This window comes from Pseudomonas sp. FH4 (genome assembly GCF_000510915.2).
Classification (GTDB): domain Bacteria; phylum Pseudomonadota; class Gammaproteobacteria; order Pseudomonadales; family Pseudomonadaceae; genus Aquipseudomonas; species Aquipseudomonas brenneri.
This window is the reverse complement of sequence record NZ_AOHN01000044.1, coordinates 185,123-210,939: the sequence shown is the minus strand read 5'-3', so window position 1 is coordinate 210,939 and position 25,817 is coordinate 185,123. Positions and strand designations below refer to the sequence as shown.

Genomic DNA, 25,817 nt, shown 5'->3' with positions numbered 1-25,817 from the left:
AGGCGGTGCAAGCGAATGTTCAGACCGTTATCGATTTTCATCGGCACGCGCTATACCCGCGCCAAGCGCCGCAACCGTTTTGTCTCGTTTATCTCGATGACCTCGATGATCGGCCTCGCCCTGGGCGTGCTGGCGATGATCGTGGTGTTGTCGGTGATGAATGGTTTCCAGCGGGAAATGAGCTCACGCATCCTTGGCATGGTGCCGCACGCCACCATCGTCGGCGTCAACCCGATCAGCGACTGGCAACCGGTGGCGGCGGCTGCCCTGAAGAACCCGGAAGTCACGGCGGCCGTGCCGTTCACCGAGATGGAAGGCATGCTGTCGTACAAGGGCTCGATGCAACCGATCCAGATCAGCGGCATTGATCCGGCCCAGGAAGGCAAGGTGTCCATCGTCACCCAGCATATCGTCCAGGGAAGCCTGGAAAACCTGCAGCCGGGTGAGTTCGGCGTGGTGATCGGGGAAATTACCGCGCGCCGTTTCCGCCTGAATGTGGGCGACAAGCTGACGCTGATCGTCCCGGAAATCAGCACTGCTCCTGGCGGTATCACCCCGCGCATGCAGCGGTTGAACGTGGTGGGCGTGTTCAAGGTCGGTGCCGAGCTGGATGGTTCGATGGCCCTGATCCACGTCGCCGATGCCGCGCAAATGCTGCATTGGCAGCCCAACCAGGTGCAAAGCGTGCGCCTGGCGGTCAAGGATCTGTATGCGGCGCCCAAGGTTTCGGCGGATATCGCCACAGGCCTCGGTGCAGCCTACAAGGCGGACGACTGGACCCATACCCAGGGCAGCCTGTTCAGCGCGATGAAGATGGAAAAGACCATGATCGGCCTGTTGTTGCTGATGATCGTGGCTGTCGCGGCCTTCAATATCATCGCCACGCTGATCATGGTGGTGAACGACAAGGGCGCGGACATTGCGATCCTGCGCACCATTGGCGCCACGCCGCGGCAGATCATGGCGATCTTCATGGTCCAGGGCACGGTGATCGGTATCGTCGGCACCCTGATTGGCGGCGTGCTGGGGGTGATTGCCGCGCTGAACGTCAGCGAACTGGTGGGCTGGATGGAGCGCGTGACCGGGCAGCATATCTTTAGTTCGGACGTGTATTTTGTCAGCAACCTGCCTTCGGAACTGCAAGGTGGCGATGTGCTGCTGATTTGCAGTGCCGGGTTTGTGTTGAGCTTTTTGGCGACGATCTACCCGGCGTATCGCGCGGCGAAGATTGAGCCGGCGCATGCCCTGAGATATTCGTAGGGTTCAAGACCGCTTTCGCGAGCAAGACCGCTCCCACATTTGTACCGCGTACTCTCTTTGAAATGGGGTCAAATGTGGGTGTGGGCTTGCTCGCGATGAGGCCCGCCCAGCTTGCATCAATCCCTCTTGGGCAACTCAATCACAAACCGCGTCCACCCCGGCTGTGACTCACAGAAAATCCTCCCCCCATGCGCCCGCACTATCGACTGGGTAATCGCCAACCCCAGCCCCGCATGCTCACTGCTGCCTTCATGCCGTGCCGGGTCCACGCGGTAGAACCGGTCAAACAGCTTGGTCAGCAACCCCTGGGGAATCCCGGTTCCGGTGTTTTCCACGCTCAGGTTCACGCCCTGGGCGTTTTCGCTGATCCTCACCCGCACTTCACCGCCCGGCGGGGTAAAGCGCAGGGCATTGTCCAGCAGATTGGAAAACGCCCGGCGCAGCATGCTGCGGTCACCGGCGGCGCTGGCGCTGCCGTCGCGCAACAGGTTGACCTGGGCATCCTCGGCCAATGGCGCGAAGAACTCCAGCAAGGCATCTACCTCGTCGGCCAGGGCCAGGGGCTCGCGTCTGGGGTTGAGTAAACCGTGGTCGGCCTTGGCCAGGTACAACATGTCATTGACCAGTTGGGCCATCCATTGCAGTTCTTCCAGGTTGCTGTGCAGCGCTTCGCGGTAGTCCTCCAGCGGCCGAGGCTGAGTAAGGATGACCTGGGTCTGGGTCAGCAGGTTTGATAAAGGTGTGCGCAGTTCGTGGGCGATATCGGCGGAGAATGCCGAAAGCCGCTGGAACGCATCGTCCAGGCGACTGAACATGGCGTTGAAGGCCTGGGCCAGTTCCGCCAGTTCGGCCGGCATCTGTTCCTGGGGCAGGCGCTGGGTCAGGGAGTGGGCGCGCACGCGGCTGGCCACTTCGGTCATCCGCCGCAGGGGCCGCAGCCCGCTGCGTGCGGCCCAGGCGCCGAGAAGCGCGGTTGCCAGGGCAGACAGGCCGACCGTCAGCCAGATCAGGTGTTGCATGCGTTGCAGGAAGTGTTGGTGATGGGTGATGTCCAGCATCAGGATCAACTGCGCGGAGCCCGGTTTGCCTGGGTTCAAGGGGGCGTTGTACACCCGGTAATTGGTGCCGGCGTTTTGCAGGCTGTGCAGGCCAGGCGTGGTGGGCAATTCGGCGGGAATACGCGGGGAGCTGTCAAACCAGCGCTGGCCATCGGCGGCATTGATGCGCACGGACAGATCGGGTTGATGGCTCAGTTCGTCTGCCAGTGCGGCTTGGCGCTGGGCGAACAGCGTTGGGGTATCGGCGTCTTGCAGGGCGCTGCGCAGGGCCATCAGCTTGCTGTCGAGCAGTTGCTGGTCCAGTTCGATGAAGTGTTTCTCGCTGGCCTGGCTGAACAACACGCCTGCCAGCAGCGAGACCACGGCGGTGCAGCCGGCAAACAACAACGCCAGGCGGCTGGACAGGGAGATGCGCTTCATCAACTGAACCGCTCTTCCAGCACATAGCCCATGCCGCGTACGGTGTGGATCAGCTTGTTGGGAAAACCGTCATCGATCTTCAAGCGCAGGCGGCGGATGGCCACTTCGATGATATTGGTGTCGCTGTCGAAGTTCATGTCCCAGACCTGGGAGGCAATCAGCGATTTTGGCAGCACTTCGCCCTGGCGGCGCAGGAGCATTTCCAGCAGGGCGAACTCCTTGGCGGTCAAGTCGATGCGCTGGTTGCTGCGCTCCACGCGACGCCGGATCAAGTCCAGGCGCAAGTCGGCCAGGTGCAGGCTGGTCTCCTGGGGCGTGCTGCTGCCCCGGCGCAACAGGCTGCGCACCCGGGCCAGCAGTTCGGAGAACGCGAACGGCTTGACCAGATAATCATCGGCGCCCAGTTCCAGGCCGTGGACCCGATCCTCGACCGCATCCCGCGCGGTCAGAAACAATACCGGGATTTCCAGACCGGCACTGCGCACCGCCTGGAGAATTTGCCAGCCAGTGCGACCCGGGAGCATCACATCGAGGATCAGCAAGTCGTAGTCGCCGGTCAGCGCCAGGTGCTGACCGGTGGTGCCATCGGCCACCAGTTCGGTATTGAATCCGGCTTCGGCCAGGCCCTGGCGCAGGTATTGGCCGGTTTTAGGTTGGTCTTCGACGATCAGCAGTTTCATAGGCAACTCATGGCAACGGGTAGCAGCGGGCTTTATACCGTGTGCACAGGGGAACTGGCATAACCTGACAATTTTGTAATCTAGCAGTCAGGTAGCTGGCAGCGGTGCATTATTAGAGTGTCCCACAGGCTGTTCCTATACCTTTGGAGGATAAACATGTTTTTGCGTAAATCTTGGTGGTTGGCAAGTTGCCTGTTGGTGTTGAGCGTCCCGGCACTGGCCGATGGCGCCCACACTTTCGCGTTTGGCGAGGCTGCGCCGGCAACCAAGGCCACTCGTACAGTGGAGGTGGTGCTGCAGGATATTTCCTTCGCCCCTACGTCTCTTGACGTAAAAGCCGGTGAGACGGTGCGCTTTGTGCTGGTCAACAAGGGCCAGTTGCTGCACGAATTCAATCTGGGTGACGCGACCATGCATGCCGATCACCAGAAGGAAATGCTCAAGATGCAGGCCAGTGGCATGCTGACCGCCACCGGCATGGGCCAGATGGACCACGCAGCCATGGGCCATGGCGACATGGGCGGCATGAAGCATGACGATCCCAACAGTGTGCTGGTGGAGCCGGGCAAGAGCGCCGAACTGACCTGGACCTTCAGCAAGGCCGGTGCGCTGGAGTTTGCCTGCAATATCCCTGGGCACTATCAGGCAGGGATGGTCGGCAAGCTGACTATCAGCAAGTAAACCCTGGGCTCAAAGGCGGGAGCAAAGGCTGTTAGACTGGCGGGGTTTATTTAGCCAGGTTTCCGCCATGCATCCCGCAGCCGAACATTCGCCGCTGGGCAAGTCCAGTGAATACATCTCCACTTACACCCCTTCATTGCTGTTCCCGATTCCGCGCGCGGCCAAGTGGGCCGAGCTGGGCCTGAGCGCCGAGACGCTGCCCTATAAAGGCGTGGATTTCTGGAACTGCTTTGAATTGTCCTGGCTGCTGCCCTCTGGCAAGCCGGTGGTGGCTATCGGTGAGTTCAGCATCCCGGCTGACTCGCCGAACATCATCGAGTCGAAATCTTTCAAGCTTTACCTCAACTCGTTGAACCAGACGCCGTTTGCCGACATGCCAAGTCTTGAGGCAACCCTGCGTACGGACCTGAGTGCGGCAGCTGGCAAACCGGTAGGCGTGCGCATTCGCAGCCTGGCCGAAGTGGAAGGCGAAGGTGTGGGCAGCCTGCCGGGCGTGTGCATCGATGAGCTGGATATCAGTGTCAGCAACTACGAGCACCCACGCCCGGAACTGCTGCGCTGTGACGATTCCCGCGTGGTGGAGGAGAGCGTGCATAGCCATCTGCTCAAATCCAACTGCCCGGTGACCAGCCAGCCGGATTGGGGCAGCGTGGCGGTGGAGTATCGCGGCGCGGCGCTGGATCACGCCAGCTTGTTGGCGTACCTGGTGAGTTTCCGCCAGCACTCGGACTTTCATGAGCAGTGCGTGGAGCGGATCTTTCTCGACCTGCAGCGGTTGCTCAAGCCTGAGAAATTGACGGTGTATGCGCGGTATGTGCGTCGGGGCGGGTTGGATATCAACCCGTATCGCAGTACCGAGGATGTGTCGTTCCAGAACCTGCGCCTGGCCCGTCAATAAATCTGATGAGCGATGGGGTGGCGGAAAGATTCACTTCCACCACCCTTACTAGCTAAGCGTCCAAACCGTTACTTTCAGTATGTGATTTTGTCTGAATCCAGTTTAGCCTGCTTTAAGCTCGCAATATCCTCTGGCGTTGCAACCTGGAACGATCCCAAGACTTCTGATGTACTTGAGCCCTTTTCTTGTGACCGATCGTTGGGTTGAAGCGATGATTGTGTTTGTGGCGATGCGGGATTGTTTGCAATAGCTTCCATTGTAGGTAAATGCTCCGAAATCAAATAAGAGGGTCATTCCTCTCACAGGCTAGGTGGCAAATACTGCAGATTGGGTTCCGCTATACGACGAAGTTTTTCATGGGGGTGTTAACAGATGACTCTTGTCTGTGACCCAAGGGGGAGCGATGTTGCGAGGTGGTGTCCGTGCGTGCATAAAGATCCGATGCCAGCTAAAGCATCGGACTTTTGTTGTGTCGAAAGAGAACAAGCAGGAGCACGTGGCTAATGGGCTTGAATGTTTACTATCAGATGCCGATACCACCCAGAGTCACCACAATGTTACGCAGTACTCCGGCAATACCTGGATGGTCTAGCTCGAAGCGTCCGACCGCCTGGTTCAGATCCTCGGTAATACTGGGCGGCTGAGTAGCGGGTTCCAATTGGAGCTGCACTTCAAATTTTGCAATCAATGCTATTAGTGAGTCACGTTTTTCCTGGGGTAGCTCTGGATGCTTCTCCAGTTGCTCGCGCAAGATATTGACCTGTTCTTGTAGCTGTTCGCGGGCAGGCATGGTGTTCTTCCTTCTATCAATAGGCACTGGCATAGACCACGGCACGCCGAGAAAGGTCTACGGGATGACCTGTAGATTAATCCACTGGCAGCAACTGTGCATGATCTTGATCAGGGCTTCTCGCCTTTGAGCCGGCGCAGGCTGATGTCTGCCAGGCAGGTGCCCAAGTCACCCAGATGATCGATCACCGAGTGCACGCCCAGCCCGTACAGCGCGACGGTGGCCTTGGCACGTTTGTGTTCGCGGGCCTGTTCGCTCAGTGCCTGCCATTGGGACGGAGAGAGCCCGCACAATGACCCGCAGGACGCCAGCCCAATCGTCCAGAGCCCGGCGTTGAGCCCCGCTTGCAGCAGTCGCGGCTCGCCACTGACCAGCACGCAGCCATCCAGGCGTTCGATGTTGAGGTCCATCAGGGCTTGCCAGCAGGCATGGGGTGCAGGCCAGGGCGTGGTGGCGGAGCGGGTACCCTGGAGCCACTGCGGCAGGGCTGCGGCCAGCGGTGTCGTGACGGCCGGCGGTAACTCATCCAGCCAGGCACAGGGGGTGCCTTGATCATTGAGCCATTGCAGAATTTTCAGGGCGCCAGGGGTGGCCAGGGTTTCGCTCGCGGGTACGGAGTCGGCATGGGCCATGGAACCGAAGTCCACCAGGCAACCACTGAGGCCAAACAACACGGCGGTCAAGGAGGGGGCGTTGTCTGCAACGATCTGAGGGTGAGGCATTTCGACGTCCCTGAAAATAGCTGTGACGCTATCGGAGGTCCGTGACAGGCAGATGACACCTGATGAGATTGTGGGAAAATTGTACATTTTCTGAATGACAATTCCTTCAAGCTGCCTAATCTTACACTTACGTCATATACTGGCGGCCTTATTCAGGGCATAGCGCCCGTGACAGATCAATCAAGGAGTTCAAGCTATGCGCTGGAGCCAGTGTCTTGCTCAACTATCCGTGTGTGCCAGCGTCCTGCTGGTGCCTTTCGCCGCCCAGGCTGCGGAAGAGGATCCGTGGGAAAGCATCAACCGCCCGATTTTTACCTTCAACGACACCGTTGATACCTACGCACTCAAGCCATTGGCCCAGGGTTACCAGTTCATCACCCCGCAATTTGTCGAAGACGGTATCCACAACTTCTTCCGCAATATCGGCGATGTAGGCAACCTGGCCAACAACGTGCTGCAGCTCAAGCCCCATCAGGCCGGTGTCGATACTGCGCGCCTGCTGGTCAACACCACGTTTGGTGTGTTGGGCTTTATTGACGTGGGCACCAAAATGGGGCTGCAGCGCAGTGATGAAGACTTCGGCCAGACCCTCGGCTACTGGGGCGTGGGCAGCGGTCCCTACGTGATGCTGCCGCTGCTGGGCCCAAGCACCCTGCGTGATGCGCCGTCCAAGTACGTCGACAGCTACACCGAACCGTACCGCTATATGAACGACATTCCATCGCGCAACAGCGCCTTTGGCCTGGATATCATCGATACCCGCGCCAGCCTGCTGTCGGCGGAAAAGCTGATCAACGGTGACAAATACACCTTTATCCGCAATGCCTACCTGCAGAACCGCGAGTTCAAGGTAAAAGACGGCAATGTGGTGGATGACTTTTAAGGCACATGCCTTGAATGAAAAAGGTGGCCTTCGGGGCCGCCTTTTTTGTGTGCATTGATTTCAGTACATCTTGAGAATTTTCAGGCCCAGGTGCTGATCGTCGCCTTCTTTGCGGGCCCATACCACCTCAGTGTCGGCTTCCAGGCCTTTGAGCGCGGCGTGCTCTGAGTCGATGCGCACCTTCAGTTGGTCACCCACATTGAATGGGTGCTGCGCCTGAACCTGCATTCCAGAGCTGGAGAGGTCCAGGCAGACCCCGGCAATCTCTTGCCCGGCATGGATCAACGACACGCCAGCATCCACACGCATGCGGATGAAATCGCGCTTTTCTGCATAGTCACGTTCATTTGCGCTCATAGGTTTCATCCGTCCATTGCGTTGTGGTTTTGCCTGTTCTTATAACTCCCGGTGATTTGCGATGTAAAGACGCCCAGCGACCATCGGCATGAGCTTGAAACCCCTGACGGATGGGAGTACCGTCTGCGCCTTAGAAGGGCACCTCTGCTTTACCTTTGTGCGTCGGTTAAAAGCGCATGTTTTGTAGGACAGAGAGGCTAGAAAGCGAATCCAGTAGTGCGAGCCGGGCCATTGCCTGACTGCCTACGCCAACCTAATTCTGGCGCCGTTTGCCCACATGCAGAAAACCAGTGCCACGCTGCTGATAATCGATGACGACGAAGTAGTGCGCGCGAGTCTCGCGGCCTATTTGGAAGACAGTGGCTTCAGCGTCCTGCAGGCCGGCAATGGTCTTCAGGGTCTCCAGGTGTTCGAGCGCGACCAGCCCGACCTGGTGATCTGCGACCTGCGCATGCCCCAGATGGGCGGCCTTGAGCTGATCCGCCAGGTGACCGAGCTTGCCCCGCAGACACCCGTGATTGTCGTGTCCGGTGCCGGGGTGATGAACGACGCTGTGGAAGCCTTGCGCCTGGGCGCCGCCGATTACCTGATCAAGCCCCTGGAAGACCTGGCCGTATTGGAGCACTCGGTGCGCCGTGCGCTGGATCGTGCCCGCCTGCTGCTGGAGAACCAGCGCTACCGCGAGAAGCTCGAAACCGCCAACCGTGAACTCGAAGCGAGCCTCAATCTGCTCCAGGAAGACCAGAACGCCGGTCGCCAGGTGCAGATGAACATGCTGCCGGTGAGTCCGTGGAGCATCGACGAGTTCCAGTTCGCCCACCAGATCATCCCGTCACTGTACCTGTCGGGTGATTTTGTCGACTATTTCCGTGTGGATGAGCGCCGGGTCGCGTTTTATCTGGCCGACGTCTCCGGACACGGTGCTTCCTCCGCTTTTGTCACCGTGTTGTTGAAGTTCATGACCACACGGTTGTTGTTCGAATCCAAGCGCAATGGCACCTTGCCAGAGTTCACCCCCTCGCAAGTGCTGGGCCACATCAACCGGGGCCTGATCAGCTGCAAGCTGGGCAAGCACGTGACGATGGTGGGCGGCGTGATTGATGAAGAAACCGGTCTTTTGACCTACAGCATTGGCGGTCACCTGCCATTGCCGGTTTTATACACTCCAGACAGTGTGCGTTACCTGGAAGGGCGTGGTCTGCCGGTTGGCTTGTTCAATGAAGCCACCTATGAGGACCACATCCTGGAACTGCCGCCGGCCTTCAGCCTGACGCTGATGTCCGACGGCATCCTGGACCTTCTTCCAGAGCCTACACTCAAGGAGAAAGAAGCCGCCTTACCCCAACGGGTCAGGTCGGCGGGCGGCAGCCTGGATGGTCTGCGGCAGGTTTTTGGATTGGCCACGCTAGGGGAGATGCCGGATGATATCGCCCTATTGGTGTTGAGCAGGAATCTTTGATGAGTACCGGAAGAATCCAATTCGCCGAACAAGAAGGGACCTTCGTCCTGAAATTTGTCGGTGAAGTGCGCCTGACCTTGTGTTCGGCGCTGGATGCAACGATTGAGCGGATTTTCACAGCCTTGAACTTCTCGGCGATCGTGATCGATCTGACCGAAACCCGCAGCATCGATAGCACCACCCTTGGGCTGTTGGCTAAGCTGTCCATTCTGTCTCGGCAGAAGGTCGGACTGCTGCCGACCGTCGTCACCACCCACGAAGACATCACTCGGCTCTTGCAGTCGATGGGTTTCGATCAAGTGTTCAACATCGTTGACCGCCCGATCCCGTGCCCGGAATGCCTGACCGACTTGCCATCCCAGGACCAGTCCGAGGAAGTGGTACGACTCAAGGTGCTGGAGGCGCACAAGATCCTGATGGGCTTGAACGAATCCAACCGCGAAGCGTTCCACGACCTGGTCAACGCCCTGGAGCGGCACTGACCTCACGGTTGGAGCACGGTCAAAATGTGGGAGCTGGCTTGCCTGCGATAGCGCCAGCCCAACCAACACATACTGAGCGGGTACAAAAAAGGGCGGCATCCTAACGGATACCGCCCTTTTTACCGCGCCCGCTTTTTACAGCTTGGCGCTCAACAACGCCTCCAGTTTTTCCTGGTCACGAGCAAACTGGCGAATACCTTCGGCCAGCTTCTCAGTGGCCATGGCATCCTCGTTGGACTCCCAACGGAATTGCGCCTCGGTCATGTGCACACGGGCTTCACCGGCATGGCCTGGGGCCAACTTGCGCGCAAGCTTGCCATTGTCGGCTGCCAGCTTCTCCAGCAAATCCGGACTGATGGTCAAGCGATCGCAACCGGCCAGCTCTTCGATTTGGCTCAGGTTGCGGAAGCTCGCGCCCATCACCACAGTCTTGTAGCCATTGGCCTTGTAGTAGTTGTAGATGCGCGTTACTGACTGCACGCCTGGGTCATCGGCCCCGGTGTAGTCGTTGCCATTGGCCTTTTTGTACCAGTCGTAGATACGACCCACGAACGGCGAAATCAGGAACACCCCGGCTTCAGCGCAGGCCACGGCCTGGGCGAAGGAAAACAACAGAGTCAGGTTGGTCTGAATACCTTCCTTTTCCAACTGCTCGGCGGCACGAATGCCTTCCCAGGTGGACGCGATCTTGATCAGCACGCGGTCGCGGCCAATGCCAGCGTCTTCGTACAGGCCGATCAGGCGATGTGCGCGCTTGAGTACCGCGTCAGTGTCGAACGACAGGCGGGCATCCACCTCGGTGGAAATACGCCCTGGCACCACTTTAAGGATCTCTTGCCCGACGGCCACCGCAAAACGGTCACTGGCCAGGCCCACATCACCGTTGCAATCCTGTACGCAGGCATCCAGCAGCTTGGCGTAGGCTGGAATTGACGCCGCCTTGAGCAAGAGGGACGGGTTGGTAGTGGCATCCTGCGGCTTGACGCGAGCGATAGCTTCAAAGTCGCCGGTATCGGCCACTACAGTCGTGAATTGCTTGAGTTGTTCCAGCTTGGAAGTCATGGGCGTGCTCTATCCTATGGGTCTGATGACATTACCCGAGGGTCGATAGCCGCTCAAGGGCGCAAATGCATTCGATCGTTTGCGAGGGCAACAACCTGAAAACAGTCGTTTGAATGACCATACACTTGCACCTATCCTCCGCCATCGCAGGCAAGCAAGCTCTCACATTTTTGACCTCCATAGATCAAGTGAATGTCATTCTGCTTTTGTTGAAAGTCTCTGATCGCTCATGAGCTGACGGAATACCCCCATACCTATTGGTCGATTGCATCGCAGCCGGCACTCACGCTTATCTATACCCACGCGAAGACTTCAAGGCGGGCGGCCAGCAGCAGGATGCGCGGTGCCCGCTTTCTAACAATGGCCTGCAAAGGCAATAAAAATAGTCTGTCTGGGGAAGCGCACGAGATGAAATACCCATTGCGTCCTTTGGTCTTCTGGCCAACCTTTCTGATTCTGCTGGTGGCGGTGATCGCCAGCTACGTTGACCTCAAGGCATTCCTCGCCGTGAGCAAGCAACTCAATACGGTGATCCTGCAAAACTTTTCCTGGCTGTTCAGCGCCGGTTCCTTTGCCATGGTGGTACTGACCGCGATCGTCTATTTTTCGCCCCTGGGCAAGGTGCGCATCGGCGGAGAGGGCGCCACGCCCCTGTTGAGCAAATGGCGTTGGTTCATGGTTGCACTGTGTACCACCCTGGCGGTGGGCGTGTTGTTCTGGACCACGGCTGAGCCGCTCTACCATGTGTATTCACCGCCCAGCAGCCTGCCGATCGAGGCGGGCAGCGCGGCGGCCAAGAGTTTTGCCCTGTCGACGATGTTCCTGCACTGGACGATCACCCCTTACGCGATTTACCTGGTGCCCTCCCTGGTCTTTGCTCTGGTGTTCTACAACCTGCGCAGCCATTTCTCGATTGGCGCTATGTTGCAACCCTTGCTCGGCGCCGCGCGGGTCAAGCGGTATGCCGGGCTGATCGACACCCTGGCAATGTTCGCCCTGGTGGCGGGCATGGCCTCGTCCCTGGGCACCGGCGCGCTGACTTTGTCCGGCGGCCTGAGCCAATACATCGGCGGCGAAACCACGCCGTTGCGCCTGGCGCTGATCATCGCGGTGATCGTCATCACTTTCGTGGCCTCGGCTGCCAGCGGCCTGCAACGCGGCATCGTCATGCTGTCGTCGTTCAACACCTGGATCATGCTGGCCCTGGGCGGGTTTGTATTGCTGTGCGGGCCGACCCTGTACATGTTCAGCCTGGGCGTCGAGTCCCTGGGGGTCTACCTCGATACCTTCTTCAGCCGCAGCCTGTTCACCGGCGCTGCCAGTGGCGACAGCTGGCCGCAGAGTTGGACGGTGTTCTACTGGTCGGTGTGGTTCGCCTGGGCCCCGGTCAGTGCGCTGTTTCTCGGCAAGATCGGCCGGGGCTACACGGTGCGCGAATTTATCCATATCAACATGCTGTACCCGGCGTTGTTCACCGCGCTGTGGATCTGCATCTTTTCCGGCAGCAGCCTGTACTTCGATGCCCTGGGCGACGGCAGCTTGAACCGCGTGCTCAACGAACAAGGCGTGGAGCATGTGTTGTACCAGATGTTCCAGCAGTTGCCGGCCAGCGGCTTGATGATCGCGTTCCTGTTGTTTGTCGCGTTCATCTCGTTCGTCACCGCCGCCGACTCCAGCACCGACGTGATCGCCAACCTGTGCAGCAAGGGGGTTACCGCTGATTCGGACCTGGACGGCAACCCGCTTTTGAAGATCGTCTGGGGCGTGATCATCGGCACGGTGTCCTGGGTCATGGTGGCCTTTGTCGGTATCGACGGGGTGAAGATGCTCTCCAACCTCGGCGGCTTGCCGGGAATGATCCTGGTGCTGCTGGCCAGCACGTCGTTGATTTACTGGTTGAAGAACCCGGCGCTGCTGGAGGTAAAGGCAGTGGCACCGACGATTGAGCCTGGCTTGCGTGATGCCAGCCCCGTGGCGGATTTTGCCCGCTGACTTGCCTGTTTGTTGCTGGAGTTACCGATGGAAATCGTCACCGAATTTGCCTACACAGTCCGTGAAATAGAACATTGCCTGATCCCCATGAGCGACGGCACGCAACTGGCGGCTCGCATCTGGCTGCCTGAAACCGCCAGCGCGCAGGCCTTCCCGGCGATCCTCGAATACTTGCCCTATCGCAAGCGCGATGGCACGGCGGTGCGCGATGCGCTGACCCATCCGTGGATGGCGGGGCAGGGCTATGTGTGCGTGCGCGTTGATATGCGCGGCAACGGCGAATCCGAGGGCTTGATGGCCGACGAATACCTGTTGCAGGAACAGAACGACGCCCTCGAAGTGATCGAGTGGCTGTGCCAGCAACCCTGGTGCGACGGCAACCTGGGGATGATGGGCATCTCCTGGGGGGGGTTCAACAGCCTGCAAGTCGCGGCGCGCCAGCCCGAGGCGTTGAAGGCGATCATCACCCTGTGCTCCACCGATGACCGCTTTGCCGATGACATCCATTACAAGGGCGGCAACCTGCTGCTGGAGAACTTCGGCTGGGCCGCAACCATGCTCAACTTCAGTGCGGCGGCGCCGGACCCGCAACTGGTCGGCGATGCCTGGAAAACCCTGTGGCAACAACGCCTGGACGCCATGCCGCTGCTGGCCGAAACCTGGTTGCAGCACCAGACCCGCGATGCCTACTGGCGTCACGGCTCGGTCTGCGAGGACTACTCGGCGATCAAGGCGGCGGTGTACGCCGTGGGCGGTTGGGGCGACGCCTACAAGAATGCGGTGCCGCGCCTGATGCAGCATCTGCCAGGCCCGAAGAAAGCCATGATCGGCCCCTGGATCCACAAGTACCCGCATTTCGCCGTGCCCAACCCGGCCATTGGTTTCCTGCAGGAGGCCAAGCGCTGGTGGGACCATTGGCTCAAAGGTATCGAGAACGGGGTAATGGACGACGCAGCCTGCACCTTTTACCTACAGGATGTGTTGGCGCCCAAGGGCAGTTATGCCGAGCGGCCGGGCATTTGGGTGCAGACGTCGGGTTGGCCCGATTCCCAGGTCCAATGGGCCGACTACAGCCTCGACGACCGTGGCCTCACGCCCGGCCTGCAGCCACTGGGCAGCGCACGCAGCATCTGTTCGCCACTGACCACTGGCCTGCACCAGGGCGAATACTGCGCCATCTGGTTCGGCCCCGACGGCCCGACCGATCAGCGTCGCGACGATGCGCAATCGCTGTGTTTCGACTCCCAGCCACTGGCCGAACCCCTGGCGCTGCTGGGCGATGTGCGTTTGCAACTGCGCCTGGCCAGCGATACCACCTGCGGGCAACTGGTGGCGCGACTGAATGCCGTGGCGCCCGACGGCCAGGTCACGCAGATCACCTACGGCGTGCTTAACCTTACCTTGCGTGAGGATGCCTCGCGTCTGACACCACCCGTGCCAGGCGAACCCATGGACGTGCAGTTGAGCCTGGACCACATCGGCACGCGGGTGCCGGCCGGCCATCGTCTGCGCCTGGCCCTCAGCACCGCGAGTTTTCCGTTGCTGTGGCCCAGCCGTGAGCTGACCACCCTGACCGTGCTACCCGCCCTGCAATGTGTGCAATTGCCGATCTTCAGTGGTGCGGCGGTGCCATGCCCATTCGGCACTCCGCAGGCGGCTGCCCCGGCGGCACTGCAGATTCTGCGGGCGGCCGCACCCAAGCGCACGTTGATCGAGGATGTGGGCAGTGGCGAAGTCTGCGTGAAAATCGAGGACGACCTGGGCGCTGTGCGCTTCACCGAGCACGGCCTGGCGGTGGACCAGCGCTGCACCGAGCTCTATCGCACCTTGCCCTGGGACCCGTTGTCGACCCGGGCCGATATCCAGTGGCACTACCGCGTCGAGCGCGGGCCGTGGTCGGTGGAAGTCGACAGCCGCCTACAGGTGCATGCCGACGCCCAGTGGTTCTACGTCGAGGCCCAACAGCACGCGCGGGAAAACGGGGCACAGGTCCATCACCGAACCTGGAACAAACGTGTCGCGCGGGTCGCGTTGTGAGTGGGCAAATGGCAGGATACCTGCTTGTCTGATCAAGCACGGGCCCCTGCATGTCGCGCCGAAACGTCGATCTTCCACCGCTCAATTGTTTGCAGACGTTTGAAGCGGCCGCCCGTCATTTGAGTTTCACCCAGGCGGCCCATGAGCTGAACCTGACCCAAAGCGCGGTGAGCCGGCAGATCAAACGCCTGGAGGAAGACCTGGCGCGGCCGCTGTTTTATCGGCTGGCCTTGGGCCTGAGCCTGACACCGGCCGGCGTGCGTTACTTTCGCACCATCCAGCGGCTGCTGCGCGAGCTTGATCGCGAGTCGGCGGAGCTGCGTCGGCGTGGCGCCGATCGCCAACTGACCCTGGCCAGCACGCCGACTATCAGTTCCATCTGGCTTGCTGCGCTGCTGCCGGCCTTCCAGCGTGAGCACCCGGACCTGGATATCCGCATCTTGTGCAGTGAAAGCCCAAGCCACCTGGATGTCAGTGAATATGACCTGGGCCTGTTCTATCACCTGGATGAACTGCCGCCGCCCCTCGGCCTGGAACTGACCCCGGTATTTGCCAGCGAACAGGTCATTGCCGTGTGCAGTCCCGGTTACATTGAGCGTCACGGCATGATCCGCGACGCCCAACACCTGCTGCACAGTCACACCTTGTTGATCGTCGAAGACCACTATCACGACTGGCTGACCTGGGCCGACTGGTTCGCCGATATCGGTGCGCAATACCACACGCCCCGTCATGCCTTGCGCACCAACAGCTATCAGTTGCTGATGCAATCGGCGGTGATGGGGCACGGTGTGGCCCTGGGCTGGAAGTGCTTGCTGGAGGGTGAACTGGCGGCTGGCCGCCTGCAACTGGCCTTGCCCCATCACATGCACAGCCGTGGCCGTCTGCAACTGATGCAGCCACAGCACCGCAACCCGCCCTCGGCGGCGCGCAGCTTTCAGCAATGGTTGCTGGCCAATCCTGTGGGAGCGGGCTTGCCCGCGATGGTCGTTAACGATAACCCAGGGTGACTGACACCCTGATCGTCATCGAGCTCCTACAGGGTTTAGTCAGGGAGTGTTACGGCCATGCCGATAATCACTCACCGCCTCATACACCGCCTTGCGCAACCGGTTGATCCCACCAATCGGTCGGTGTTCCTCCACGCCAAACCACGGGTTGAACGACTGGTTGTCACAGGCCAGGTTAAGCGCAGGGGTGTCGAAATCCTGCGCCGGAATGCGAATTTTCGCCACGCTCTCGTAGGGCGCGTCGCTTTCCTTCCATTCGATACTGGTGTCTTCGATAGGCATGTATTTCTGTGGGTTCTGGCGCTGGATCTGCAACACAAAACAGGCGTCGATACGGTCGGTGGACAACTGCTGGTTCAAGGCGCTGCGCAAGAAGTTCGGCAAGTCCTGGTTCTGTTTCGGCAGGCTGTATGGCGGGCAGCTTTGCGGGTCAGGCGCAACGCGGAACTTGGCGTTGGCCGCACCAAACTTGTAGGGCGATACTGAAAAATACGTCGCCTCTGTCGGGCTGGCCGGCGCCGGCGCCAGCGTTGCGAGGGCGATAAACAGATGTCGCACCTGCCAACTGCGTGGGTCGAAGCTGGGGAAAAACGCCATGGCTTTCTGGCCATTGGCCTGGGCCCCGATGTTTTGCGCGTACTCCGCCACGTCGCTGACGAAAAAGTTGGGGTGGCTGAACATCACAAAGTCCTGCTCGGCACGCGCCTGCTGATCGGCCAGCAGTTGCTTGCCCGGCACGTCCAGCAGTTTGATCGCCATGCCGCGGGCGTCGCGGATGCTGTCGAACTGTGGATAAGCGTTGCCGTTGGACAGGCGCATCAGCGCCTGCCAGGTCTTGCCCGGTTCAGCGAACACGCCCTGGCGCAACGCCGGGTCGAGGCCCGGCAGTACGCTGACTTCGGCCTTCACGCAGCCGTGGGCCTTGGCATGCGCGTCACGCAGGTAGCGGGTGCCTTCGCGATGCTGGTCGACGATGCGCACCGCCGTCTGAATGATGCCTTGAGTCATGGCGGCTTCGCCGGGCGGGATCTGTTCCTCTACAGGCACCGGGCCGCTGTGGTGCCAGGCAAACCACAGGGTGGCCGCCAGCCAGCCGAGCAAGCCCAGGCCCACCAGCCATAACAGTGTCTTGCCGAGAAATGCGCCGAGGCGCAGCCACAGTCGAGCGAGCATGGAGCGATCCTTGTATCGAAAGGGGGAAGTCATGGCAGTTGCTGCTCCAGCGGGCCGCCCAGTACTTTCAGGTATTCGAGCAGCGCCCAGCGTTCCTCAGGCTCCAGGCCCCGGCCAATCACCCCGTTGCCACGCTTGCCTGCGCGAAATTCGTGGCCGCTGTTGTGGTTGCCGGTGATATTCGTATCGAACAGGAAGGCGTTTTTAAAGGCCTCGGTGCGATAACCCAAGTGACGTGGGTCGTAATCGAAGGTGCCTTTATAGAAAGTACGGCTGCGTTCGTACTGCGGTGAAAGCAACTGGTAGAGCGTGGGCACCGAGCCATTGTGCAGGAACGGCGGCGTGGCCCACACGCCGGCCAGTGGGCGGGCCTTGTAGGCCCACAGTTCGCGCACGCCGATAGGCAGGCCGTAGCCGTCCAGGCGCGGGCGTTCTGCCGGGGTGATGCCGGCGGCGCGGTAGGCGTGTTCTTCGACAAATGCGGTGACATAAGCCAGGCCCTTGGCCACAGACAGGCTGCGCAGGTCCAGCGGTTCGGTCGGTGTCGGGTGCAACTCGACATTCAACTGCGCCAACTCGGCGGGGTCCCATTGCAGGGCGCTGAGGTCATAGCGCTGGTTGGCAATATTGCTGGCGGTGCCGGGGTCGGTGCCGATGTAGTCCACGGGCAGCATTTTCAGTTGTTGCACCGGGCGCCCGTTGACCAGGGTTACGCTGGGTACGTGGCAGCCGGCGCAGTTTTCGGTAAACAGCGCGCGGCCCCTGGCGGCCAGGGGTTTGTCCACGGCCCCGAACAACGCTTCAGGCCAGGTCGGTGGTTTGAGCCGTTGCAGGGTTTCTTCGATCAGGTTCAAGTCACGCACCCGCACACTGGAGGGGTAGCGCGCCTCGCCCTTGAGCGGCTGGCCGGCGCTGTCGAAGAAGTCCAGGGTCGCGCCCACGCCTAACGCCTCGCCGATATTACGCGCCATGGGTTGCTGGGCCGAGCCATTCCATTGCACCCAGTCGAAGGTCCACATGTCCCACAACTGCGGGTAGTCCACCGGTGCGTTGGCGATACGGTAGTTGTCCGGCGAAATGGCATCACCAAAGCTGGCGTTGGCGATACGACCGAAGGCGTCGGTGCGCCCCGGGCCTTCTTCGGTGGGGTAGAGGCCACGGTGGGTATCGTTCCAGGCCACCTTGAGGAAGGTGTCCAGGGACTTTTTGAAGTCCTGGCGCAACTGATCGTACTGGGCGTCGTATTGATCCCCCAGCACGTTGTGGGCAAAACGCCTGAACTTCAGCGGGTTGTAATAGGTGGCGGTGAGGCTGGCCACTAGGGCCTGGCCGAAGCTGCCACCGCGCAGGGTCGGCACGCTGGAGGGCAGCACGTGTTGCGCAGCGCCCCCGTCGATGCGCAGCGCCTGGCCATTGAAGCGCAACTCGCCGGTGTGGCAGGCGGCGCAGGTGATATCGAGAAACTCCGCGTTGCTGCCGGCATTCTTGTGCCGGGCGAAGCCAGCGGGCAGGTTGCCGGGGTTCTGGGGTGTGGCCTGTTGCCGCGGGTCTACCAGGAAACCGAACCGCGCAAGGTAAGCCGGTTCGGCAAAGCGCTGCTCGGAAAACGGCAGCTCCAGCGCCGTGAACCAGTCATAGCGCAAGCCCTTGACCTGGGTGCCCTGGGGCGTGAAGTAGTAGACCTGGCGGTCGGCGGTGGTCCATTGGTCCTGGTAGTGCACCTGGTCCACCGGCACGTAATCCGGCAGCTTCGGGTTGAGCACGTAATAGAGCACCACGGCCAGCGCCAGTCCCATAAGTGACAGGATCAGGAGTAAAACACGGGAAAAAATGCGCAAGATAACTATCCTTGTCGAGTTGTTGCGTCCTTATGCCACCGAGCGAGGCAGGCGGCAAGTAGCCATGATCGGTCTGCACCGGTGGTTTTCGGCTGGCCTGCTGTCCTTCGTCGGACTTTGACGCAGATGAAAATGCTTTTAAACACGTGAACTTATCAGAAGTTTCCTGCTCACATGCCGGTAGCCATTGGTCGTGGCCGCCTGATAAGCTCGCGACTTTATTCGAATGCCCTTTTGGCGCATGAACAAGGAAATAGCATGAAACAGCATCGGTTGGCGGCGGCGGTGGCCCTGGTTAGCCTGGTACTTGCGGGTTGTGATTCGCAAACCAGCGTAGAGCTGAAAACCCCGGCGCAGAAAGCTTCCTACGGTATCGGCCTGAACATGGGCAAAAGCCTGGCTCAGGAAGGTATGGATGACCTGGACTCCAAGGCAGTTGCCCAAGGCATCGAAGATGCCGTTGGCAAGAAAGAACAGAAGCTGAAGGATGAAGAACTGGTTGAAGCGTTTTCCGCACTGCAAAAGCGTGCCGAAGAACGCATGACCAAGATGAGCGAAGAGTCGGCAGCCGCCGGCAAGAAATACCTCGAAGACAACGCCAAGAAAGACGGCGTGGTCACCACTGCTTCCGGTCTGCAATACAAGATCGTGAAGAAGGCCGAAGGCGCCCAGCCCAAGCCGACCGACGTAGTGACTGTGCACTACACCGGCAAGCTGACCAACGGCACCACCTTTGACAGCTCCGTGGATCGCGGCAGCCCGATTGACCTGCCGGTCAGCGGCGTGATCCCGGGTTGGGTCGAAGGCCTGCAACTGATGCACGTGGGCGAGAAGGTCGAGTTGTACATCCCGTCCGACCTGGCCTACGGCGCCCAGAGCCCGAGCCCGGCGATTCCAGCCAACTCCGTACTGGTCTTTGACCTGGAGCTGCTGGCAATCAAGGACCCGGCCAAGGCCGAGGCTCCTGAGGCACCTGCTGCCAAGTAAGCAGCAGTTGAACATCCAACGCCCCGTTTATACGGGGCGTTGTTGTTTCTGGGCCGGGGCTCGACAGCTCCCACAGTTGACCGTGGTTGTGGAGGGGGCGTGGGTTAAATCCGAACGAACGCCTGCGACTTAGAGCAGTCTGATGCTATACCTCGGCACGGGTAGCCGCAGATGTACCCCAAGTCAATGAAATCTTGGGATTTTTTTATGTGCGCAAAAAACGCCCGATCTGACTGTAGGCCTTGTACTACGTGGCTTTCAGCCGCGAAAATGGCCTCTGTTCACAAGGTTATCCACAAGTTGTGTGGATAACCTTTTCTCTCGCCTGGAACTGGAGTGACGATGAAAGCACCCTGGAATTTCACCCGCTTCCTACCGTTGGCCGCACGGCTAATCGGGCGTGGACGCCTGCCGACCTTGTTGTTCGCGGTTGCCGCCAAAGGCTCAAGCCAGGGTAACCGCCTGGGCAAGCTCAAGGACGACCTCAAGCTGCTCCAGGCGCTGTGCCTGGCCTACTGGCGTGGCGAGTACCGGGCGATCAGCCCCAAGGCGCTGATATCGGTGGTAGCGGGGCTGATGTACTTCCTCAGCCCGATTGATGCGATCCCGGACTTTTTGCCCATGTTCGGCATGCTCGATGACATCGCGGTACTGGCCTGGGTCATGAAGTCCCTGGACGGGGAGTTGAGTGCCTTCCGCGCCTGGCGTGAACGCCAACGCCCGGAGAAGCTGGTGGTGGTCGAGCGCTTGCCCGCCACACCGCAGCTTCTGGAGCAGGAAAACCCGAAAAAAAACTGAAGGCGCGGATTATCCCCCTGCGCTCTTTGCGGCTGTTAGGATTACACTCCTAAGGAAAGTACTTACTTCGTAAGTGTTGTGATCCTACGGGGCAGTCATGGATATACAGATCATTTCACGGGATGGCGAACCCGAATATGCGGTTCTGCCATGGGCTCAGTACCAGGTGCTGTTAACAGCCGCCGGCCTGCAGCAACCAAGCACTCCTGCTGCACAGACCCCTCCCGTCGCGACCGCGACGGATCTACGCCCCCTGGCGCACTTGCGCAACCTGCGCGAAGCCAAGGGCCTGGCCATTGAGGCATTGGCCCGCACCGTGGGCATCAGCCCGTCCTACCTGGGCTTGATTGAAAGTGGTGAACGCCAGCCGGATGCCGCGATCCGTCGCAGCCTGGCCTGGGAGTTGGGGATTGCCGGTTGGAGGGATGAAACGTGAGTGTGCGCATCAGCCGTCAACATTGGGATGGGTTGCTCAACGAACTTGATCAGGCCCGTCGCCAACGCCATCTTTTGACTTATCGTGCATTGCTTGAGCGCCTGCAGTTTCCGACGCCGGCGATGCAAACCCTGACCGCGGCCCTGGAACACCTGGCCGCCCTGGATGCCAAGGCCGAGCAACCGCTACGCAGTTCCCTGGTGATCAGCCAGGGCGCGAGCCGGTTGCCGCGTACCGGTTTTTTTGAATGTGTCGAACGCCTTGGGCGTTTCTGTGGACCTTCCGATGGTGTCGCCGCAGCATCCTGGCATGCCTCGGAAGTGGTCCGAGTGTTCGAGTACGAATATCCTGAATCAGCGGAGGCCTGAGTGTTCTGGAAACTCAAAGCGTATGCCAGCTATTGGCTGGCACGCCGGTTGTTTCATTGGTCATGGTTTGTGCGTCAGCCCCGTGGCTGGCACTGGCTGGAGGGCCAGTTCGCACGCATGGCCAACCTGGGCAATGTCGATGCACAAAGTTTTTATGGGCATATCCTGACCTTTCGTGGCCAAGGGTTGGGCGCGCGGGAAGAAGGCGTGCGCTTGCTGCGCCTGGCGGGGCAGGCAGGCGATGGCAAGGCGGCCTATCAAGTCGGTGTGCTGAGCCTGGCAGGCAGCCTGGGCAAGGCCCCGGACCCGGCTGAAGCCGCGCGCTGGTGGACCATCGCCGCCAAGGCCGGGCATCCGCTGGCGCAGATACGCCTGGAGCAGTTGTAGGCGTCGGCAAGCCTGCGAAAAACGCCGGGTGCCTGGTGCTCCGTGTTGCTCTCTGGTTTTTCGCTGGCAAGCCAGCTCCTACAGGCGTTCGCGGCTGTCGATCACGTGGATGCTGTAGCCGGCCACGTTCTTGGCGTGATGCTTGGCCTGCGAGGCCAATTCGGCCAGTTGGCTGGCATCCAGGTGGCCACAGCTCAATGGATGCAGATGTACCACGCCAATGGACAGCGACAGCAGGGCGAATTCCTGACGCAGGCCTTGGCGATTCAGGGCGATAAAACAGCCGGCCTCCAAATGCTCACTGCGGTAGAAGCGCCGGCACTGGGTCTGGAAATCATCCACCAACTGGTTGAGCCGCTTACGCCAATCCTGGGCGCCGAGCACCAGCAAAAAGTCATCGCCACCAATATGCCCGACAAAGTCGCGGCTGGGGTCCACCCGGTCGTTGAGGCATTGTGCCAGGCACAGCAGCACTTCATCGCCACGCCCATAGCCGTAGATATCGTTGAACGGCTTGAAACTGTCGATATCCACATAACAAATCACTGACTCGCGCTGCTGCTGCAACAGTCGCGTCAGGCACTGCTGGATTGGCACGTTGCCCGGTAGCAGGGTCAGCGGGTTGGCGTAGCGCGCCTGTTGGATTTTCAGCTCGGTAATCAACTTGAGCACGTCGATCACTCGGCCCAACCCCAGGTAGTTGCCGTTCTGGGTGATGATGAAATCTTCTTCGATCCGTTGCCGCGCCCGGCTGGTCAGCAGGCGGCTGACCTGTTGCAACGACTGGCTCAGCTCCACGGCCAGGAAGTCATCGCTCATCAAGCGGCTGATGGGCTTGCGCGCAAACAGGTCGGTGGCAAACGGCTTGAGCAGCGCATCTGACAACGAGTGCCGATGCACGATACCGATGGGCTGGCCAAGCTCGTCCAGCACTGCCAGGGAGTTGAGGTTGGCCTGGCGGCGAAAGGCTTCCAGCACATTGGCGGTAGGTGTGTGCTGGGCCACGGCGGGTTGTTCGTTGAGCAGGGCGCTGAGGTCGCTGGCTTCTTCGTTGAGCGAGACGCTGGTGCTGTCGGGCCTGGCCAGCATCAACCGCGCTTCCTGGGGCGGATGCTCCTGGGGACGACACAGCAGGTAGCCCTGGATCAGGTCCACACCCATTTCCGTCAGTACTGCCAATTCCTCCTGCAACTCGATACCTTCGGCAATCACCTGCGCGCGGGAGGCCCTGGCGATTTGCAGGATCGAGCCGACAAACTCACGCTTGAGCGCATCCTGGTGGATCCCGTCGATAAAGTGTCGGTCGATCTTCACATAGTCGGGGCGCAATTCAGACCACAGCCGCAGGCTCGAATAACCGGCGCCCAAGTCATCCAGGGCAATCGAAAACCCCATGTTGCGATAGTGATGCAGGGCGGTTTGCAGCAGTTGGAAGTCGTCGGTCGGGGATTGTTCGGTGAGTTCGATCACCACCTGGCTGGGCGCGATGCCGAAGTCGCGCAGCATGTGCAAGGTGCGCCCTGGTTGGTGGGTGGTCTCCAGCAACGATTCCGGTGAGACGTTGAGAAACAGCTTGCCCGGCAACTGTTGCTCGCTGAAGCGCCGACATGCGCTTTGCCGGCACGCCATCTCCAACTCATTGAGAAGCCCGCCCTGGCGTGCGACCGAAAACAGCGCCAGGGGCGAGTGCAACGGGCTGTTGGACGGGCCGCGGCTCAGGGCTTCATAGCCGAGGATGCGACGTTCGGAGAGGCAAATGATCGGTTGGAACAGACTGTGCAAACTGCCTTGAGCCAGGATGGAGCCCAGGGCATTCAGCTGTTCGGTCATGGTCATGATGATCTCGGTCGAAAAAAAAGGACCGGGTGCCTGGGGCGCCCGGTCCTTCATTTCACGACAGAATGATGTCTATTTGATGACGCTCCGTGGAGCGCTCACATTAAATTGCCATCACTTACTGCTTGGCCACCGTCTTGCTGATTTTCAGGTAGTCCAGCAGAATCCGCCCGGTTTCGCTCAGGTAGGCATCATCTTCCGGCTTGGTCTTTTCAGGTTCGGTCGGCAGCGCGTCTTCGTCTTCTTTCTTCAGCTCCTTGAGGGCTTCTTCACCCTTGGCCTTGCGTCGGATGTTCTCCAGGGCCAGTTGCTGATTTTCGATGTCGGTGTGCTGCGCACGACGGTCCACTTCATTGAGGCTGACGGTCTTCTCGGCCATCAGCTTCTTGGCCAGGGCCAGCTTGTCGCGGATAAACACGAACTCGGCATCCTTGGCGGAGCGGGCGTCATGTTCGGTCTTGAGCTGGGCCAGGTACGGCTTGAAGGGGTCCGAGGCAGGCTTGATGGCCGGGCGGATGGTGTCCCACGGCATGGCTTCGGGCAGGGCGCTTTCGCCGATTTCCTTGGTGTCGATGATCGACGGGAAATCAATGTCCGGCAGCACGCCCTGATGTTGGGTGCTCTGCCCGGAAACCCGGTAGAACTTGGCCAACGTCAGCTTGAGCTCGCCATGGTTGAGCGGCTGGATAGTCTGCACCGTGCCTTTGCCGAAGGTCTGGCCACCGATGATCAATGCGCGGTGGTAATCCTGCATCGCCCCGGCAAAAATCTCCGAGGCCGAAGCCGAGAGGCGGTTGACCAGCAACGCCATCGGCCCTTTGTAGAAGGCCCCCGGGTTTTCGTCTTCCAGCACATCTACGCGGCCATCGGCGTTGCGCACCAACACGGTCGGACCCTTGTCGATAAACAGGCTGGTCAGCTCGGTGGCTTCCTGCAAGGAGCCGCCACCGTTGTTGCGCAGGTCGATGACCACACCGTCAACTTTCTCTTTGGAAAGCTCGGTGAGGATTTTCTTCACGTCGCGAGTGGTGCTCTTGTAGTCCGGATCGCCAGCACGGAAGGCCTTGAAGTCCAGGTAGAAGGCCGGGATTTCAATGATGCCCAGCTTGTAGTCCTTGCCATCCTGCTTGAGGTTGAGGACTTTCTTCTGCACGGCCTGGTCTTCGAGCTTCACCGCTTCGCGGGTGATCGACACCACCTTGCTGGTCTGGTCGTTCGGCGCATTGGTGTGCGGAATCACTTCCAGGCGCACCACGCTGCCTTTCGGCCCACGGATCAGCTTGACCACTTCGTCCAGGCGCCAGCCGACTACGTCGACCATTTCTTTGTCAGCCTGGGCCACGCCGATGATCTTGTCGGCCGGAGCAACCTGCTTGGTCTTGTCCGCCGGGCCTGCCGGCACCAGGCGCACGATCTTGACCTGATCGTTGTCGCTCTGCAGCACGGCACCGATGCCTTCGAGGGACAGACTCATGTTGATATCAAAATTTTCCGCGTTATCTGGCGACAGATAATTGGTGTGCGGATCGTAGGACATCGCGAAGGTGTTGATATAGGCCTGGAAGATATCTTCGGCGCGGGTCTGCTCCAGGCGGCTCAATTGATTCTTGTAGCGCTTGGTCAGCAGTTCCTGGATCGCCTTGGGCTCTTTGCCGGCGATCTTCAGGCGCAGGACTTCATCCTTGACGCGCTTGCGCCACAGGTCATCCAGGGCGGCGGTGCTGGTCAGCCAAGGGGCGTCCTTGCGATCCACCAGCAGGGTTTCCTTCTGGGTGAAGTCGAGCTTGTCGACGCCTTTGTTCAGCTCACCCAGAGCGAAGTCCAGACGCGCTTTGACACGGTCCAGGTAACGCTTGTAGATGGTGAAGCCAGGCTGCAGGTCGCCGCTCTTGAGCAGGTCGTCGAACTGGGTCTTCCACTTGTCGAACTCAGCGATATCGCTGGCCAGGAAGTAGCTGCGCGAGGGATCCAGCAGCTTGAGGTAGCTGTCATAGATGATCACCGAACGCGCATCGTCCAGCGGCGGCTTGCTGTAATGGTGGCGCTTGAGCAACTCAACGACGTTAAGGCTGGCAATCACCTCGTCGCGATCGGGCTGAAGCTTGTCCCAGCTGTTGGCTGCGAACGTATTGGTCGACAGCGGCAACAGGCCGAGACCAATGAAAAGAGCGAGGGCGGTGCTGGGGAACAAATGCTTCATGCT

General features: G+C 60.0%; 24 protein-coding genes. 14 read left to right on the top strand and 10 right to left on the bottom strand.

Annotated features, from left to right (window positions below):
* The first annotated feature begins 15 nt into the window (after positions 1-15).
* Positions 16-1,260 (top strand): lipoprotein-releasing ABC transporter permease subunit, encoded by a 1,245-nt coding sequence (locus tag H097_RS25300; RefSeq protein ID WP_032863297.1) that lies wholly within the window; start codon positions 16-18, stop codon positions 1,258-1,260.
* 116 nt (positions 1,261-1,376) lie between these two features.
* Here the strand turns inward: H097_RS25300 and H097_RS25295 are convergent, their stop codons facing one another.
* Complete coding sequence (locus tag H097_RS25295; RefSeq protein WP_032863296.1) at positions 1,377-2,738, bottom strand: heavy metal sensor histidine kinase; 1,362 nt, start codon at positions 2,736-2,738, stop codon at positions 1,377-1,379.
* Positions 2,738-3,418 (bottom strand): heavy metal response regulator transcription factor, encoded by a 681-nt coding sequence (locus H097_RS25290; protein ID WP_032863294.1) that lies wholly within the window; start codon positions 3,416-3,418, stop codon positions 2,738-2,740. The genes H097_RS25295 and H097_RS25290 overlap by 1 nt, the downstream gene beginning before the upstream one ends.
* A 156-nt stretch (positions 3,419-3,574) precedes the next feature.
* On the opposite strand from H097_RS25290, the gene H097_RS25285 reads away from it, so the two are divergent.
* Both H097_RS25285 and queF read left to right on the top strand, forming a co-directional pair.
* Positions 3,575-4,099: a cupredoxin family protein gene (locus H097_RS25285; RefSeq protein WP_032863293.1), complete on the top strand. Its 525-nt coding sequence runs from the start codon at positions 3,575-3,577 to the stop codon at positions 4,097-4,099.
* Between the two features lie 67 nt (positions 4,100-4,166).
* Positions 4,167-4,997 (top strand): NADPH-dependent 7-cyano-7-deazaguanine reductase QueF, encoded by an 831-nt coding sequence (gene queF / locus H097_RS25280; RefSeq protein WP_032863292.1) that lies wholly within the window; start codon positions 4,167-4,169, stop codon positions 4,995-4,997.
* A gap of 523 nt (positions 4,998-5,520) precedes the next feature.
* Here queF and H097_RS25275 read toward each other — a convergent pair.
* Together H097_RS25275 and H097_RS25270 are read right to left on the bottom strand one after the other, a co-directional pair.
* Positions 5,521-5,787 carry a DUF4404 family protein gene (locus tag H097_RS25275; protein WP_032863291.1) on the bottom strand — a complete coding sequence of 89 codons (267 nt, stop codon included), beginning with the start codon at positions 5,785-5,787 and terminating at the stop codon, positions 5,521-5,523.
* Positions 5,788-5,897: 110 nt separating this feature from the next.
* Positions 5,898-6,509: a hypothetical protein gene (locus H097_RS25270; protein ID WP_032863290.1), complete on the bottom strand. Its 612-nt coding sequence runs from the start codon at positions 6,507-6,509 to the stop codon at positions 5,898-5,900.
* A 196-nt stretch (positions 6,510-6,705) separates the two neighbouring features.
* On the opposite strand from H097_RS25270, the gene H097_RS25265 reads away from it, so the two are divergent.
* Entirely contained in the window at positions 6,706-7,392 is a 687-nt protein-coding gene (locus H097_RS25265; RefSeq protein ID WP_032863289.1) for a VacJ family lipoprotein, read from the top strand.
* A 60-nt stretch (positions 7,393-7,452) separates the two neighbouring features.
* Here H097_RS25265 and H097_RS25260 read toward each other — a convergent pair whose 3' ends face one another.
* Positions 7,453-7,749 (bottom strand): PilZ domain-containing protein, encoded by a 297-nt coding sequence (locus tag H097_RS25260; protein WP_032863288.1) that lies wholly within the window; start codon positions 7,747-7,749, stop codon positions 7,453-7,455.
* Positions 7,750-8,026: 277 nt separating this feature from the next.
* On the opposite strand from H097_RS25260, the gene rssB reads away from it, so the two are divergent.
* Both rssB and rssC read left to right on the top strand, forming a co-directional pair.
* The gene (rssB, locus tag H097_RS25255; protein WP_032863287.1) at positions 8,027-9,208 is read left to right on the top strand and encodes a two-component system response regulator RssB; all 1,182 of its coding nucleotides are present in this window, start codon (positions 8,027-8,029) and stop codon (positions 9,206-9,208) included.
* Entirely contained in the window at positions 9,208-9,690 is a 483-nt protein-coding gene (rssC, locus tag H097_RS25250) for an anti-sigma factor antagonist RssC (RefSeq protein ID WP_032863286.1), read from the top strand. Before rssB ends, rssC begins: the two co-directional genes overlap by 1 nt.
* 135 nt (positions 9,691-9,825) lie before the next feature.
* Here the strand turns inward: rssC and tal are convergent, their stop codons facing one another.
* Positions 9,826-10,752, bottom strand: coding sequence for a transaldolase (gene tal, locus H097_RS25245; RefSeq protein WP_032863284.1), 927 nt, complete (start codon positions 10,750-10,752; stop codon positions 9,826-9,828).
* A gap of 408 nt (positions 10,753-11,160) precedes the next feature.
* On the opposite strand from tal, the gene H097_RS25240 reads away from it, so the two are divergent.
* The 3 genes from H097_RS25240 to H097_RS25230 are packed head-to-tail and all read left to right on the top strand — an operon-like array spanning position 11,161 to position 15,791.
* Complete coding sequence (locus tag H097_RS25240) at positions 11,161-12,744, top strand: BCCT family transporter (protein ID WP_032863443.1); 1,584 nt, start codon at positions 11,161-11,163, stop codon at positions 12,742-12,744.
* A gap of 27 nt (positions 12,745-12,771) precedes the next feature.
* Positions 12,772-14,781: a CocE/NonD family hydrolase gene (locus H097_RS25235; RefSeq protein ID WP_032863283.1), complete on the top strand. Its 2,010-nt coding sequence runs from the start codon at positions 12,772-12,774 to the stop codon at positions 14,779-14,781.
* A 50-nt stretch (positions 14,782-14,831) separates the two neighbouring features.
* Entirely contained in the window at positions 14,832-15,791 is a 960-nt protein-coding gene (locus tag H097_RS25230) for a LysR substrate-binding domain-containing protein (protein ID WP_032863282.1), read from the top strand.
* Between the two features lie 39 nt (positions 15,792-15,830).
* On the opposite strand, the gene H097_RS25225 is transcribed toward H097_RS25230, so the two are convergent.
* Together H097_RS25225 and H097_RS25220 are read right to left on the bottom strand one after the other, a co-directional pair.
* Positions 15,831-16,964, bottom strand: a complete 1,134-nt coding sequence (locus tag H097_RS25225; RefSeq protein ID WP_032863280.1) for a catalase family protein — start codon at positions 16,962-16,964, stop codon at positions 15,831-15,833.
* A 29-nt stretch (positions 16,965-16,993) separates the two neighbouring features.
* A complete protein-coding gene (locus tag H097_RS25220; RefSeq protein ID WP_032863279.1) occupies positions 16,994-18,802 on the bottom strand; it encodes a di-heme-cytochrome C peroxidase in 1,809 nt (602 codons plus the stop codon).
* 258 nt (positions 18,803-19,060) lie between these two features.
* Between H097_RS25220 and H097_RS25215 the strand changes: the two genes are divergently transcribed.
* The 5 genes from H097_RS25215 (at position 19,061) to H097_RS25195 (ending at position 21,778) form a co-directional block, all read left to right on the top strand.
* Positions 19,061-19,789: an FKBP-type peptidyl-prolyl cis-trans isomerase gene (locus tag H097_RS25215; RefSeq protein WP_032863277.1), complete on the top strand. Its 729-nt coding sequence runs from the start codon at positions 19,061-19,063 to the stop codon at positions 19,787-19,789.
* Between the two features lie 342 nt (positions 19,790-20,131).
* Positions 20,132-20,587, top strand: a complete 456-nt coding sequence (locus H097_RS25210; RefSeq protein WP_032863275.1) for a YkvA family protein — start codon at positions 20,132-20,134, stop codon at positions 20,585-20,587.
* A gap of 97 nt (positions 20,588-20,684) precedes the next feature.
* Positions 20,685-21,023: a helix-turn-helix transcriptional regulator gene (locus H097_RS25205; protein WP_032863274.1), complete on the top strand. Its 339-nt coding sequence runs from the start codon at positions 20,685-20,687 to the stop codon at positions 21,021-21,023.
* Positions 21,020-21,391, top strand: a complete 372-nt coding sequence (locus H097_RS25200) for a hypothetical protein (protein ID WP_029292807.1) — start codon at positions 21,020-21,022, stop codon at positions 21,389-21,391. Before H097_RS25205 ends, H097_RS25200 begins: the two co-directional genes overlap by 4 nt.
* On the top strand, positions 21,392-21,778 hold the full coding sequence (locus H097_RS25195) for a sel1 repeat family protein (protein WP_032863273.1): 387 nt from the start codon (positions 21,392-21,394) through the stop codon (positions 21,776-21,778).
* A gap of 78 nt (positions 21,779-21,856) precedes the next feature.
* On the opposite strand, the gene H097_RS25190 is transcribed toward H097_RS25195, so the two are convergent.
* Entirely contained in the window at positions 21,857-23,614 is a 1,758-nt protein-coding gene (locus H097_RS25190; RefSeq protein WP_275656681.1) for a bifunctional diguanylate cyclase/phosphodiesterase, read from the bottom strand.
* Between the two features lie 118 nt (positions 23,615-23,732).
* Positions 23,733-25,814 (bottom strand): carboxy terminal-processing peptidase, encoded by a 2,082-nt coding sequence (locus H097_RS25185; RefSeq protein WP_174553288.1) that lies wholly within the window; start codon positions 25,812-25,814, stop codon positions 23,733-23,735.
* Between the last annotated feature and the right edge of the window lie 3 nt (positions 25,815-25,817).

Coding starts and splice junctions, on each gene's coding strand:
- H097_RS25300 (WP_032863297.1), top strand. CDS start 16: ATGTTCAGACCGTTATCGATTTTCATCGGCACGCGCTATACCCGCGCC.
- H097_RS25295 (WP_032863296.1), bottom strand. CDS start 2,738: ATGAAGCGCATCTCCCTGTCCAGCCGCCTGGCGTTGTTGTTTGCCGGC.
- H097_RS25290 (WP_032863294.1), bottom strand. CDS start 3,418: ATGAAACTGCTGATCGTCGAAGACCAACCTAAAACCGGCCAATACCTG.
- H097_RS25285 (WP_032863293.1), top strand. CDS start 3,575: ATGTTTTTGCGTAAATCTTGGTGGTTGGCAAGTTGCCTGTTGGTGTTG.
- queF (WP_032863292.1), top strand. CDS start 4,167: ATGCATCCCGCAGCCGAACATTCGCCGCTGGGCAAGTCCAGTGAATAC.
- H097_RS25275 (WP_032863291.1), bottom strand. CDS start 5,787: ATGCCTGCCCGCGAACAGCTACAAGAACAGGTCAATATCTTGCGCGAG.
- H097_RS25270 (WP_032863290.1), bottom strand. CDS start 6,509: ATGCCTCACCCTCAGATCGTTGCAGACAACGCCCCCTCCTTGACCGCC.
- H097_RS25265 (WP_032863289.1), top strand. CDS start 6,706: ATGCGCTGGAGCCAGTGTCTTGCTCAACTATCCGTGTGTGCCAGCGTC.
- H097_RS25260 (WP_032863288.1), bottom strand. CDS start 7,749: ATGAGCGCAAATGAACGTGACTATGCAGAAAAGCGCGATTTCATCCGC.
- rssB (WP_032863287.1), top strand. CDS start 8,027: ATGCAGAAAACCAGTGCCACGCTGCTGATAATCGATGACGACGAAGTA.
- rssC (WP_032863286.1), top strand. CDS start 9,208: ATGAGTACCGGAAGAATCCAATTCGCCGAACAAGAAGGGACCTTCGTC.
- tal (WP_032863284.1), bottom strand. CDS start 10,752: ATGACTTCCAAGCTGGAACAACTCAAGCAATTCACGACTGTAGTGGCC.
- H097_RS25240 (WP_032863443.1), top strand. CDS start 11,161: ATGAAATACCCATTGCGTCCTTTGGTCTTCTGGCCAACCTTTCTGATT.
- H097_RS25235 (WP_032863283.1), top strand. CDS start 12,772: ATGGAAATCGTCACCGAATTTGCCTACACAGTCCGTGAAATAGAACAT.
- H097_RS25230 (WP_032863282.1), top strand. CDS start 14,832: ATGTCGCGCCGAAACGTCGATCTTCCACCGCTCAATTGTTTGCAGACG.
- H097_RS25225 (WP_032863280.1), bottom strand. CDS start 16,964: ATGCTCGCTCGACTGTGGCTGCGCCTCGGCGCATTTCTCGGCAAGACA.
- H097_RS25215 (WP_032863277.1), top strand. CDS start 19,061: ATGAAACAGCATCGGTTGGCGGCGGCGGTGGCCCTGGTTAGCCTGGTA.
- H097_RS25210 (WP_032863275.1), top strand. CDS start 20,132: ATGAAAGCACCCTGGAATTTCACCCGCTTCCTACCGTTGGCCGCACGG.
- H097_RS25205 (WP_032863274.1), top strand. CDS start 20,685: ATGGATATACAGATCATTTCACGGGATGGCGAACCCGAATATGCGGTT.
- H097_RS25190 (WP_275656681.1), bottom strand. CDS start 23,614: ATGACCATGACCGAACAGCTGAATGCCCTGGGCTCCATCCTGGCTCAA.
- H097_RS25185 (WP_174553288.1), bottom strand. CDS start 25,814: ATGAAGCATTTGTTCCCCAGCACCGCCCTCGCTCTTTTCATTGGTCTC.